Consider the following 12,846-nt stretch of genomic DNA (forward strand, 5'->3'; position numbering starts at 1 on the left):
GTGCGTAAGAGCTAGGCATCTCCGAGTTGCTTCAGTAGACTCTCGTCAAGTTGCTGCCGCATACAGTTGTGCTATGTTATCACCAATATGCCATCAAGTACTTATCAATCTTTACTCTATTTCTTAAGTCAATCAGCTCCAAACTATTCCAGTCTATGAGTATAAATTCGTATTCCTCCCCTAAGCAGTATAAAGCTAATTTTATCGTTTCAAATTGCTTTGCCGAATCAAGTACCCCAATTGAAAGCCATATATTTTTTACAAATTCATCTTCAATATCGAAGAAAATGGTAAAGTTTGTAAAACCATAAGCTTTAGTATTTGATTTTTTACAATCAATAATTTCACCTGAATCATACCTGATGTATTTGGCTTTAATAAAGCCAAAACCTACTAAAGCATTCTCCCAATAGTCAATTCTGAATTCTTTTGAAAGGCTTGTTATGGGCATAGATGATCTTTCGAATATCTTAGTAAAACCATGTTCATCCCTTAGCTTTACCGTCGAGTTATTTGTTCGTCTTATCTGCTCCTCTATGAATTCCTTATTTTCCCATGGCACTATCTCGATTTGGCAATAATCATCTTCCCAAAACGAAGGTAAATATCCATTAGGGTCAACAGGTACTGGAACAGCTTTACTTTTACTGAGTCTTTTTATAAATGACAGTATTCTCATCAGCGTTTCATTGTAAGGGCTATCTGTGAAATATATCTATTAGTATTTGGCTTTACTACTCAAATAAGCAGCGGGTAGCAAACCTCAATCGGCTTACTACCCGCTGCTATTTTATTACAAAGCTAGGTGCCCTCCCCTATCGCTGCCCCACTGTTGGTGTTTGCGTCTGCTTGCCGGAGAAGTCGAAGTACAAGGTTAGCTCTTTGGCGTAGGAGGGGTCTTTGCTGTAGTCGTAGTACATGTTGGCGCGACCCATGGGGCCCATGTTTTCGGCTTTCTGCGACTTGGTGCCGATGGGTATAATCAGCAAAACCAACGCATTATTCTGGCGAACTAATCTAGAACTTGATTGCCAGCGAAATATGCCCGCCCAATCCTACCTCCACTATCTTTTGCAGAGTAGATAGACGTACCTCTTTTACATCGTTCTCAATCTTCGAGATATACGATTTTGTGGTGCCGACCTTCTCCGCTAGCTCTTCTTGCGTCAGGCCTTTCTCTAACCTAGCTTCATGTAATAAGGCACCTAGCTTAAAGCTCTCATAGCCAGCTTCCAGTTCCTCCCGCTTGGCCGAACCACGTTTGCCGTAGTGCTTGTCCTTGAAATCGCTCAGGGTAGTTACGTTACTGTTTTTCACTTTCATATTCTTGCTTGATTTTCAATGCTTTCTCAATTTCCGACTTAGGCGTCTTCTGAGTCTTCTTCTGAAATCCATTAGCTAAGACAACCAACTTGCCAGCGTCGAAAAAGCAGAAGATTCGGAAAATATTACTGCCCGTTTGCACGCGTATTTCATACAAGCCATCCGTTCCTTCCAGGTGCTTGAGGTAGGTTGCGGGCACTCTTTCTACTTCTTCAAGCAGTTCAAGCGTCCAGATGATCTTGGCTTTCACCTTATCCTGCTGACGTACAAAGAACTGTTCAAAGTAGTCTTTGTAAAAGATAATGGTCCGGTGTTTCTGACTGTTGCTCACTTCCCAAAACTACAAAAGTTGCCCATAAGTGCAACTTTTGTGTTAATTCATAAAGCTTGTGCCTGCTAAGCCTAGGAAAGCTAGGTTTTCTCCTTACCGCTGCCCCACTGTTGGTATTTGCGTCTGCTTGCCGGAGAAGTCGAAGTACAAGGTTAGCTCCTTGGCGTAAGAGGGGTCTTTGCTGTAGTCGTAGTACATGTTGGCGCGACCCATGGGGCCCATGTTTTCGGCTTTCTGCGACTTGGTGCCGATGGGCGGGATGCCGTGCATGAAGGACAGATTGCCACTGGGGAAGGGCGGGGCCGTGTTGTAGGGCTTGGCGCCGAAGCGGGGCGTGAACAGGCGCAGGTACACGTCTTCCTGGTCGCAGAGGATGGTGAGCGGCTGGCCGGTGGTCTGGAGCGTGAGCCAGTAGAAGTTGGAGTAGTAGCCCTTGAACTCGGGGTACACGGGGGACTTGGTGCCGTCGGGCTCGCCGGTGCTGGTGTTGTTGTAATCTTTGGACCACACCCCTAGGTTGGTGCCTTTCAGGCGGTCTTTCCACACGCGGTACGGACCGTCGCCGCGCCACTGGATGCCTTTTACTTCCTTTTCGGGGTAATTGAAGCTCAGGCCGGCCAGCTGGAAATCATAGTCTTTGGGGAAGTACTTGGCCGTCATCTTCACCCAGCCGGAGGGATACACCGTCCACTGCAACGATTGGTAGCGGCTCGCCTTCCCAAACTTCGATTCAATAACCACATTTTGCCCTTCCTGACGCTGGCTCAGGCCCTCGAAGGCGGTTTCGCCGTCGGCTAGTACCGGGCCGTGGCTCAGCGGAATGATGCCCTTGGCGTTGCGCACCTGCCGCAGCAGACCCGTTTTGCGGCTGAAGGTGAGCGTGATACCGTTGGCCGACGCTGTGTAGAGCGAATCGTTCTCCGACACCGTGGCCGCGCTGCCGCCCTGCATGCTCACGAGGCGCTGGGCTACCTGAGCCGGATGGGCAATGGGCCAGCTCCAGGTGTAGATTTCGCGCCCGGCGGGGTCAGTAGCCGTGATGTAGAGGACGTCCTGCTGCTGCCAGTCGGCAGGCAGATTCAGCTTGAGTGGGCCAAACTCGGTGGGCGCGATGCTCGGTGCGGTGATGGTACCGGTTTTGGTGACGGGCGCCGCCTTGCTGCCGGGGCTAGGTAGCTGGGCTAGCTTCCAGGTGAAGCGGCACTGGTTGAGGTTGAGGTAATGGTAGCGGTTTTGGACCCGGAACGTGCCATCGAAGGCGGGCGTGATTTCGCGGCGCTCGAAGAACACGGGGCTCCATACTTCCTTGATGGTGTAGTAGCTTCCCTCCTTCTCGTGGTAGGGCCCCACGACGCCGTCGGGAGCGTGGTCGCCGTCAACGTCGAGGACACCGCCTTTGTCGGTGCGGACCACGGCAGCGTCGGCGAAGTCCCAAAGGAAGCCGCCGGCTGATAGCGGCTCACGCCACATCTGCTCCCAGTAGTCTTGCAAGCCAGCACCGTGGCCGCCGTCGTAGAGGCCGTGCAGAAACTCCGTCGGGAATACGATGTTGTGGCCTTGCAGGTGAGTGCCGTTGCCGTAGTCGTAGTTTATGTAGTGCTGGGTATCGGTACCGCGGAACACCTGCCAGGCGTGGATCACGGGGCGCTTCTGCATGTCCATGCGGTCGAGCACGGGGTCGAGGTCGAAGTTGTGACCGCCCTCGTTGCCGTTCACCCACACCACAATGCTCGGGTGGGTTTGGTCACGCTTCACCATTTCTTCGGTCAGCTTGGTGCCCACTTGGGTGTCGTAGGCGGCGTGCCAGCCGGCCACTTCGTCGAGCACAAACAAACCGAGGGAGTCGCATGCTTCCAGGAAGTGCTCGTCGGGCGGGTAGTGCGACATGCGCACGGCGTTCATGTTCATGTCCTTCATCATGTTCACGTCGGCGATGCTCAACGCCTTGCTCATAGTGCGACCCGAGCTAGGCCAGAACGAGTGCCGGCACACGCCCTTGAACTTGATCTTGGTGCCGTTCACGTAGAAGCCTTCTCGCTCGCGCAGCTCCACCGTCCGGAAGCCAAACTTCTTATTGACGGTATGCACCGCTTTGCCGCCTTGGCGCAAGGTCATCACCACGCGGTAGAGGTTGGGCGTTTCAGACGTCCAGAGGCGAGGGCTAGGTAGCGTTGTTTCGAGGTGCACGGTAGCGTTGCCGCCAGTCACGGCACTTTTGAACTCCTGACCAGCCTTCTGACCATCAAGGGTGTACAACTGGCCCACTACCTCATCAGCGCTGGTGCTGGCACCTAGGTACACGTCGGATTTAAAGCTGCCGTCGGCTTTGGCATCAAGCGTAATACGCTCAATGTGCTGGGGTGGCAAGGCCTCTAAGTACACCGGCCGGAAGATGCCGCCGAAGATCCAGAAGTCGCCGCGCCGCTCGGCGCCGTTCACCGATTCGTTGGCGGAGTGCTTGGCGACGGTGGCTTCGAGCAGGTTAGTTTTGCCGTACTTCACCAGCTTGCTGATGTCGTACTTAAAGCGGTAGTATGAGCCTTGGTGCATCAGCCCCGCCGACTGCCCGTTGATCTTTACCTCGGTATCGGTCATGGCGCCTTCGAAGACGATGTTGATCGTCTTACCCTGCCAATTGGCAGGTACCTTGAAGGAGTACTTGTACAAACCCTTCTCCTTGCCGCGCGCCGTGTCTTTGTCGTGGCCGTAGTTGTACTTGCCGAAGCCTTGCAGCTCCCAGTTAGAAGGCACCGCGATGGTGGTCCACTTGCCGGAGTTGCGCCCGGCCGTGCAGAAGAACTTCCACTTCATCGTGTGGTCTTTGTCGGTGCCGGAGAGGTACTGGGTTTCGGTGGTCTGGGCGTGGAGGCCTAGGGGCAGAAGAAGCAGGAGAATGAGTAGGAATCTGGGCATGTTGTTCTGGTGGGCGCCTCACCCCCCGGCCCCCTCTCCGAAAAGGAGAGGGGGCGCCTGACGACGGTGATGGTAAGTGGGACTAACTGAGTTAATTCTATAGATTGGTTTTGATGGCAGTGAGAACTGCTTCTGTTTGGTTGAGGGCTTGCTCGTTGGGGAAGCGTAAGATGCGGTAGCCTAGCTCCTCTAGTAGAGCGGAACGGCCGCGGTCATAATCAGCTTGATCGGGTTCTGCATGTCCGGTTCCGTCTAACTCTATTATCAACTTATGCGAGAGACAGACAAAGTCTACGATGTAGCGGTCGATGCTATGTTGCCGACGGAACTTCACACCTAGCTGACCACCTCTCAGCTGTTGCCAGAGCTTTTCTTCAGCAGCTGTTGGCTCGTGGCGCATTCCTCTGGCTCGCTCCTTTAGGTTGAGCTTGCTGTACTGCTTTTTATCAGCAGTGAAGACCTTGTCTTGCGGCAGATAAAAAGCAGTCGGTTCCATCCTATCACAAAATGAACAAGCTAAAAACAAGTCGCGCCGCCGTGGCTCCCCCTCTCCTTTTCGGAGAGGGGGCCGGGGGGTGAGGCGCACGTTAGGGCATTTTAGCTGTCTCCGTCAAAGCACTCGTCTTCAACGACTTCAGGTAAAACGCCGCAAGCGGCTCCGACTCTCCAGTGTGTGGAAGGTCGGTGTCGCGGTCGGCGGGGGTGTCGGGGGTTGGGTAGTGGCGGGCTTCGCCGGTGCGGAACAGGATGCGCTCGAAGGAAGGTACCGGGGCATAGAAGATGAACGTGCTGACTTTGCCACCATTCACCGCTACCGTACAGGTGCGGTTGGGGGCATCGAGCGTCACGCGTAGGTCGTATTGTTGACCGGCCTGGTACTTGGTCACGCCTTTAAAGCGGGCGCCGGCTTTATAAATCAACGTGCCAGTCGAGTCGAAGGAGAGCTGCACGGCGGGCAGGCCTTTACCGTCCTGAAACTCAATTTGAAGCAGGCCTTTATCGTTCTGCGCGGGGATGATGGAGAACTCCGCTACCATGTTCTTGGCTTCTGGGATGATCCGCTCGGCGGTGCCGTAGTCGAACTTATCGGAGTCCTTCAGCACCAGCCCCTTCGAGCCGTCGGGTAGCTTGTCGATGCCGACGGGAGCCTGCACGAGGCTGTAAGTGTTCCAGTTAGCTAGCTCCTGGCCGGCGGGCATTTGGGCAAATACCTCATTCGCCGGTGTGTCTGTTTTTACGCGCATGGGCACCGGCACCGAGGAAATCCAGATGTCCTCCTTGTTCATGCTGTAGGTCACCCACATGCTTTTATCGGGCGGCGTGCCGTCGCCTTCCTGAATGCCGCGCACATACTGCGGGCCGTACGACTTGTAGTTGCCGCCGTAGCGCATAGGCGAAATCTCGCCGTGTACTAGCCACAAATCAGTGTAATCGAGGCCATTTTCGCTGGGCGAAACGGCCAGCGGCCACCGGAATTCGGATGGGTTGTACACCGTGGCGTAGTGGCCATCAGACGTGCGCTGTCCCCAGATTTTGGCGTTACTGTTCACGAAGTGCGGCGCCCGAATAACCGGGTTCGGCCAGCTCTTGCCCCCGTCGGGGCTGATGGTCGTCAGGGCGTGCTTCCACAGACCCACCACCCGATTATCGGGCAAGTGGTAGTAGCTGAAGGCTTTGTAGTCTTTGTGAATGGGAATGAGAGGATCGTCTTTGTCCTGCTCTTCCACCATCTGCTGCATCATCAGCGGGTTCGCCAAGATTTCCTCGCAGGCCGCTACGAAGCCTTTGTCCTTGCTCTTTTTGTAGAACGGATAGGTCGACTTCGATTGGTCCCAGGTTTTGTTGTAGCGCAGAAAGTAGATAGGGCCGTACTTGCCGCCCGGCAGCACTTCGCGCACCACGCGCCCTATTCCCTGCCCGTCGTTCGGGTCGTCTTTGGCGTCGAGGGCAATGCCGTAGTACCCTAGGGTGAGCAGGCGGTTTTTCTTCGACACGTAAAAGCCTACGCGCTGATGCATCACCGCATCGAGGTTCTTGGCGACTTTGCCTGGCTGGTCGGGCTTCGTGACACCGTCCGGAATTTTGTAGGGCGGGAAAATCACCTCCGGATTACTCCAAGAATGGCCGTCCTTAGAGGTCATGAGCAGGGTGCGCCCCGGCGGCACGTGCTCCCCCACCGGGTTACTCAGGTATTGCAGGTAAAACTGATTGTTCCAGTAAGCCAGCATGGGGGCGTGATTATACGTCCAGCCCTCGCCATTGGCAGCGGTCGGGTGCTCGCGGTCGGCGCGCAGTACCTGCTGATTATGAACGCCAATCACCGGCCGTAGCTGCCCGTGGTGGTAGTCCACGTTGCTGAGCGTTGTGCCGGTGTAACGGATGGTTTCTTGGGCGTGCGCCGTACCTAGGCCGAGCAGACCTAGCAGCGCGGTACTTGTAAGTTGGCCAGCTAGCTTATTCATGGTTTTACGCTGCTTGAGGTGGCGCTCGGGGCCGGAGCGGCTGCCGATTCTTGCTGTAGTTTCTTCAGAGTTTTGCGCGGGGCCATGAAGATGGTGCCGTGCTTGTGCCCCACCGGCACGCTCACTTGCACCGAGGCGTCGGTGAACGTTTTGAAATCGGCGGTTTTCATGGCGCCGTACTTCTTCTCGCGGTAGGCGTCGTAGTAGATCAGCCACTCGCCATGCGGCAGTTTAGCCACGCTCGGGCCTTCGGTGAAGTTAGCTGTGAAGGGCTTCGACACGTTCGGGAACGGACCTAGGGCCGTGGGGCCAAAGGCCACCTTGATATCGCGCTCAGGCCGGGTGTTGTCCTTCACGACCAGCACGTAGTCGCCGGGGCCGCGCTGGAGCACCTCCGAATCGATGGCGCTGAAACCAGGGTCTAGGTAGAGCTTGGCAGGCGTGAAGGATTGGAAATTCTTCGTGGTGGTGTAGTAGAGACGGTGGTTGTTGTCTTCGTCCTCCTGCCCTTTCGGGAAACGGAATGGAATAGTCGAGGCCCACACGATGAGGTATTGATCAGTGGGCTTGTCGTAAAAAATCTCGGGCGCCCATACGTTTACGGTGGTGGGCTCGTGGCTCATCACATCGACAAAGCGCTGCTCCGACCAGTGAATCAGATCTTTGGAGCTAGCATAGCCGAAACCTTTGTCGCCCTTCCAGCCGCAAGTCCAGACGAGGTGGTAGGTGCCATCGGGACCCTGCGTGATGGAGGGGTCGCGCATTAGCTTGCTTGGGCCAGCTTGCGGGGTGAGAAAGGTGCGACCTAGGTCCTGCCACTTGTAGCCGTCGTAGCTGTAGAGCAAGCGCAAGCCTTCGTTGGCCGGCTCGTGAAACGACGTGAATAGGTACACGTCTTTGGAGCAGGACGCCAGCAGAGTTCCACTGAGCAGGAAGGGCAAGCAGCGCAGGAGGCTAGGTGTAGTCATTTGAAGTAGAGACACATACTTGTGTCTCAATCGTTGCTGATGTTTGTATATTCCTACGCTGGGTCGTTCTAATGTTGTCGTTAGCTGCGCTGATTCTAGATTCAGTGTAGAGACACAAGTATGTGTCTCTACACTGAATCTAGAATCAGCACCCAATCATTCCCGTCCTTCTTGTCCGCGGGTGGGTTGAACTCCTGCGTGCCTTTGTTGGGGAACGTACCGATGGCGGTGGTCTTGCCGTCGCGGGGGCTGAACCAGGCGGCTTTCACCTTGGTGCCGGCGATCTTACCTAGGTTCACCTTCATGTTTCGGCCATTATAGGTGTAGATGAAGGCGTAGTTCTTACCGCGTGTGGCTACCAGTCGGTCATACTTCTGGCCTGCGTCGCCGGCAATCAACGATTGGTCCGGCACCCGGTCGAAATAAGGACGGGAGAGCATCAGCTGCTTTAGGTACTGCATCTGTGCAGAGCCCGGCGCGTTGATGGCCGACGACCACAGTTCTTTCGAGCCGTAAGCGCTGCCTTTATCGAAGCTGCTGTGCATCTGCATCACCGAGTTTTGGCCATAGGTGTAACCAAACGCACCCGCGAACACCGACCAATAGCCGTAGCGACGCACGTCGGCATCGGTCCAGCGGGGTTGGGTAATGTCGTGAAGGCCGTGCGGGATGCCTTCGTAGGAAGGCTCGCCGTCGAGGCTAGGTTTAGTTGGCGTCAGTTTGTAGTCGGCTTGCTGATAGCGCCAGTTGTCAGGGCCGTAGTGGTTCTTTTCCTTCCGTGAGGTATCCTGTTCGTAACGCTGGTGCCCCGATTGGTACATGTTGAAATCCAACCACTTGGCTTGATGAAACCAGTCTGACGACTGCGTGCGGCCGCGTGGGTGGTAGGTTACCAGGTGGTTCGGATCGTTGGCTTTCAACGTCGTGCCGATGGTGTTCCAAACCTGCATTGAGTCGGAGCCGGCAATGTCGCCGCCGTTGAGCCAGATGATATTGGGGCAGTTCCGGTAGCGTTCAGCCAGAAAAGTGGCGTAGGTCTTGGCTTGTTTTTGGGTCACCTTGCCGTTTTTCACATTGGTGCCCCACACCGGCACCATGCCCATGTAGAGGCCTTTCTTGGCAGCTAGGTCCACGATGTAGTCGACATGGTCCCAGAAGTCGTACTGCGCGGGGTCGGTGGCGGTGTTGCCTTGGGTAGTTAGGGGCCGAGCTATGTCAGCGCGCACCAGGGCGGAGTCGCCGTACACGTTTACGGCCGGTACTTGGTGCAGCACCATCACCTGAATAACGTTGAAGCCCTTTTTGCGGCGGTCTTCTAGGTAGGTTTCGGCTTCCTCGCGCTTAAGCTTGTTGAACAGCAGCCAACCGGTATCGCCCAGCCAGAAGAACGGTTTGCCGCTCTCCGTCGTCAGGTACCGGCCGTTGGCTGACACCTTCAGTTTGCCGGTGGGCTCCACCGGCGTCCAAGCCGCCAGCAGGGAAATCAGGAGAAGTAGAAAAGGGGTACGCGCTTTTATAAACATCTGTTTACGAGAAAACTATGCATGTTCCACCCACAGGATAGCAGGCGAGGCTTGCGGGTTCTTCAATTCCAAGGCTTTACCGCCCTTCACTTTCTGCTCTTTCCCGATAAGGTGTCCATCTTTTGCATCAAGCCAATGCACCCGGAACGAGCCCGACGTCTTGCTCAAATCAAGTTGGGCCGGCACGGCAGCGTCGCAGTACTGGATGTAAGACTTGCCGGGGCTAGCTAGGGCAAACTGTTTGGCCGTATTCTCCGGCTGTTCTGTGGGCTGCGCTATGACCGGCATGGCAGCCGCCGACGCCAAGAACCTAGGATCTTGCACGGCGGGCACATCGGGCAGCGAGCCACCCGCCATCAGCACGGCCCAGCCAAACTTATCAGCCCCATCACCGGAGTATATAACGGCCTTTTCGGGGTAGCGCTGGCGGTACTCGTGCACGGCGCGGTACACTTGGTCGAAGGAGCTAGCTTTCGGCTTGAGCAAGCGGGCGTGCTGGCGCGGAGCCAGGTTCTGCCCGCCGAGGGGGGCGTAGGCGGTGCCGTCGGCTTGGTAGTGCCAGTAGCGAATGTCGATGATGTCGACAACGGCGGCGCGGGCCGGATCGGCTAGAATGGCGTCTTGCACGTCCTTGGTCGTGCTCAGGCCGACGAGGGCTTTCTTACCGGTTTCCTGCTCCCACTCTTTGATGGTATCGAGCCAGAACTGCACGAAATGCAATGGACCCGTAAATTCCGCCCCGATCAGCTGAATGACGCCATTGTTCTCAGTGAAGTTGTTGAGGCACTGCCGAATGTAGGCCCGGTGCAATGCACGACGTACCGGATGGTTGATGTCGTAGAACTGCTCGGCCATGAAGATGCGCTTGTCGCCGGCATACGGGGGCGGCTCGGGGAAGCCGGTGTTGTTGATGTTGTTGACGGGGCGCCAAGTGAAATCGGCGTAGTGCGCGCCGGCCTCGATGATGTTGTGCTGGAAGTAGTTCTGGTGAATAAGCACCAAACCTTTCTGATCGGCTAGGTCGGCAAATTGGCGTAGACGGCCCCAATACCACGGATTGTATTTGGTGAGGTCGTACTTGCTCAGGCCATCCCAGGCAGTTTCCTGGCCGCTGCGGGCAAAGGGTACTTCGTAGAAGGGTGGCCACACGTCGCCATCGAGGCGACGCACCCGCTCGTGGTCGTCGCGGCGACGCTCGTACCAGAGGGCGTAGTTCTGCTCGATACCCACTTGGTGGCGGCTGAGCATAGAGTCAGTCAGCTGAGCTAGGTCGTCGGTGTGGCCGCGGCCGGTGCGACCGGGCACATAACGCGTAATGGCTTCACCGGCCGACTTCAACACCTCGGGCCGCACGCTGCTGTTCCACCACGGCACATCTTGGCGGCTGCCAGTCACAAGGTTGGTGCCCCGCACCAGCCAGCCGTTAACGACGCGCATAGGCGCCGCCGACGGCTGGCTGGCCGAGGACTTTGTTTTTACTTGATCAATGGTTTTGGCCCCACCCGCGGCCACCGGAATTGGCTGGCGCTGGCTGGCTTGGGTAATCCAGTTGGTAAGCTGCGGGGCGGGTTGCGTCGAGTTGGCCGTCAGCTCATTCGCCACTTTCACGCTCGGGCTGCTGGAGGCTTCGGTTTGCACCGGCATCACGTGCGGCTTCACCGCCATGCTCTTGCCTAGGCGCTCGGCTAGCTGCGCGTAGTAGAGGCTACGTGGCTGAATGCTGTTGTTCGACTCACCCCAGTAGCCATTGCCCTGAAACTGCGCCCAACTGCCAAAGGCCCAGTTCTGGGCCGTAGGGGGTTGAAAGCAGTCGATGCGGGCGGCAGTGCATTGCCAGAATACACTATTCGCGGCGCACCAGCCAGCGCCCTGTCCATCTTGGCCGCGGTTGGCGTAGCTCAGGGCGTTGCCGTCGATGTTCACCACATCAAACAGTACACCAGTGGCCCAACTGTCAATAGCGCCGCTGAAGCTCAGCGACTCGTATGTTTGCCCTTGCACAAAGGCATTCGGTCCCGCAGCGGCGTAGCCCACGGCAAAATCATGGTAGCCGTGCTCGGAGTAGAGACGCTGGAAAAGCGTTTGTTGTCCGTTGGTATAGAATGCGTTGCGACGCTGCCCACCTATTTCCGACACGGGAGCTAGGTTCTTGCAGTCTTCTACCGTCACGCGCTTAGCCGTTTCGAAAGCGGCTACGGCGGAGCCAGCAAAATGCTCAAACACCACTTGGCGCACCCAGGCATCGGCTACGTTTTCCAACGTAACAGCCATCCAGCGATGCGCCTCGTCTTTGGGGTTCTTGACGTCGAAGGTGGAACGGCAACGTAGGTTTTCGACGCCTACTTGCGTAATGCGGCTTGGCCAGTGGTACGTGCGCACGGTGCCGCCGCCGTAGATGGCGTCGAGGGCAGTAGTAAGCGGGGCATCGAGGGTCAGCACGTCACCTTCCACGGCTACTACTTGCCGGTCCCAATCTTGCTCGCGGGTACCGGGCTTCCAACCGAGGGCTGAGATGCCGCCGCCAAACTCTAAAGTACCTAGCTCTTGCAGCCACTCCTTGGTTGTGGGGCGGTGCACCAGCACCTGGTCGCCGGCTTTGAAGGCACCAGCTTTGGCCACGCGAATTTTCGTGGCGTTTACCGGCACGTAGGTATCGGCCACGGCCACTTCGGCGTCAAGCTTACGGTCGTTCTTACCTAGGACGCGGATGAGGGTTTCGCGATTCAGGCCGCTACCGAGCAAGATGGTACCAGCTTCGCCGCTGCCGCTGCCGCGCAACACCACGCCGGAGGCTTTGATCTGCAAGCCGCCGGCTAGCTCATATGTGCCCTTTTCTAATAGCACCGCGCCGCGAATACCGTCGCGGCTAGCTGGTAGCGTGGCGACATAGTCGAGGGCGGCTTGGATGCGTTGGGTGGCGTCGCCTTGTTTTAGGGGCACCAAGATGCGAACGGGCGCATCCGGAATGGCCTTTTCGCTGGCCGCGTAGCCGCAGTAAGAGAAGTCCGGAATGCGGTTGCCTTTCTCGTCGGGCACGTACACCAGCTTGTCTTCTTTGCTGACCGAAAGCGGTGGTAGTGGCTTGACAATTTTCGGCTTTTGGGCCTGCACCGAGCTAGGCAAAGCTAGGCACCCCATTACTAGCCAAGTAATTAGCTGAAGAGGCAGACTCGTTCTACCAGATACGGAAAGCGGACGATAGGCTATCAAAATCAATGTTCGGTTTTCTGTTCTGGGTAGTCGTTTTGCCTTTGAGTTCGTTCAAGAACAGGAAAGTGTGTCATGCTGAGCCGGCCGAAGCATCTCCTTCACTTCGAGTCCCACTT

10 protein-coding genes are annotated in these 12,846 nt (G+C 56.3%); all 10 read right to left on the reverse strand.

Annotated elements, in window-relative coordinates; translation table 11 throughout:
- Window positions 1–79: 79 nt before the first annotated feature.
- Window positions 80–679: a hypothetical protein gene (locus SD425_RS25370; RefSeq protein ID WP_324673598.1), complete on the reverse strand. Its 600-nt coding sequence runs from the start codon at window positions 677–679 to the stop codon at window positions 80–82.
- 136 nt (window positions 680–815) lie between these two features.
- Window positions 816–989, reverse strand: coding sequence for a hypothetical protein (locus tag SD425_RS25375; protein ID WP_324673600.1), 174 nt, complete (start codon window positions 987–989; stop codon window positions 816–818).
- Between the two features lie 28 nt (window positions 990–1,017).
- Window positions 1,018–1,323 (reverse strand): helix-turn-helix transcriptional regulator, encoded by a 306-nt coding sequence (locus tag SD425_RS25380; RefSeq protein WP_324673602.1) that lies wholly within the window; start codon window positions 1,321–1,323, stop codon window positions 1,018–1,020.
- The gene (locus SD425_RS25385) at window positions 1,304–1,654 is read right to left on the reverse strand and encodes a type II toxin-antitoxin system RelE/ParE family toxin (RefSeq protein WP_324673604.1); all 351 of its coding nucleotides are present in this window, start codon (window positions 1,652–1,654) and stop codon (window positions 1,304–1,306) included. The genes SD425_RS25380 and SD425_RS25385 overlap by 20 nt, the downstream gene beginning before the upstream one ends.
- Window positions 1,655–1,747: 93 nt before the next feature.
- Entirely contained in the window at window positions 1,748–4,567 is a 2,820-nt protein-coding gene (locus SD425_RS25390) for a glycoside hydrolase family 2 protein (protein WP_324673606.1), read from the reverse strand.
- A 97-nt stretch (window positions 4,568–4,664) separates the two neighbouring features.
- Window positions 4,665–5,063 (reverse strand): endonuclease domain-containing protein, encoded by a 399-nt coding sequence (locus tag SD425_RS25395; protein WP_324673609.1) that lies wholly within the window; start codon window positions 5,061–5,063, stop codon window positions 4,665–4,667.
- 91 nt (window positions 5,064–5,154) lie between these two features.
- Window positions 5,155–7,029, reverse strand: coding sequence for a six-hairpin glycosidase (locus SD425_RS25400; protein WP_324673611.1), 1,875 nt, complete (start codon window positions 7,027–7,029; stop codon window positions 5,155–5,157).
- Complete coding sequence (locus tag SD425_RS25405) at window positions 7,026–7,997, reverse strand: glycoside hydrolase family 43 protein (protein ID WP_324673613.1); 972 nt, start codon at window positions 7,995–7,997, stop codon at window positions 7,026–7,028. Before SD425_RS25405 ends, SD425_RS25400 begins: the two co-directional genes overlap by 4 nt.
- 128 nt (window positions 7,998–8,125) lie before the next feature.
- The gene (locus SD425_RS25410) at window positions 8,126–9,520 is read right to left on the reverse strand and encodes a glycoside hydrolase family 140 protein (RefSeq protein ID WP_324673615.1); all 1,395 of its coding nucleotides are present in this window, start codon (window positions 9,518–9,520) and stop codon (window positions 8,126–8,128) included.
- 15 nt (window positions 9,521–9,535) lie between these two features.
- Window positions 9,536–12,658, reverse strand: coding sequence for a DUF6298 domain-containing protein (locus SD425_RS25415; RefSeq protein WP_324673617.1), 3,123 nt, complete (start codon window positions 12,656–12,658; stop codon window positions 9,536–9,538).
- Between the last annotated feature and the right edge of the window lie 188 nt (window positions 12,659–12,846).

It is taken from the genome of Hymenobacter sp. GOD-10R, assembly GCF_035609205.1.
Taxonomy (GTDB): domain Bacteria; phylum Bacteroidota; class Bacteroidia; order Cytophagales; family Hymenobacteraceae; genus Hymenobacter.

What these genes read in the sequence shown, in the direction of transcription:
- SD425_RS25370 (WP_324673598.1), bottom strand. Translation starts at nt 679, where the DNA reads ATGAGAATACTGTCATTTATAAAAAGACTCAGTAAAAGTAAAGCTGTT.
- SD425_RS25395 (WP_324673609.1), bottom strand. Translation starts at nt 5,063, where the DNA reads ATGGAACCGACTGCTTTTTATCTGCCGCAAGACAAGGTCTTCACTGCT.
- SD425_RS25390 (WP_324673606.1), bottom strand. Translation starts at nt 4,567, where the DNA reads ATGCCCAGATTCCTACTCATTCTCCTGCTTCTTCTGCCCCTAGGCCTC.
- SD425_RS25405 (WP_324673613.1), bottom strand. Translation starts at nt 7,997, where the DNA reads ATGACTACACCTAGCCTCCTGCGCTGCTTGCCCTTCCTGCTCAGTGGA.
- SD425_RS25415 (WP_324673617.1), bottom strand. Translation starts at nt 12,658, where the DNA reads ATGGGGTGCCTAGCTTTGCCTAGCTCGGTGCAGGCCCAAAAGCCGAAA.
- SD425_RS25400 (WP_324673611.1), bottom strand. Translation starts at nt 7,029, where the DNA reads ATGAATAAGCTAGCTGGCCAACTTACAAGTACCGCGCTGCTAGGTCTG.
- SD425_RS25380 (WP_324673602.1), bottom strand. Translation starts at nt 1,323, where the DNA reads ATGAAAGTGAAAAACAGTAACGTAACTACCCTGAGCGATTTCAAGGAC.
- SD425_RS25410 (WP_324673615.1), bottom strand. Translation starts at nt 9,520, where the DNA reads ATGTTTATAAAAGCGCGTACCCCTTTTCTACTTCTCCTGATTTCCCTG.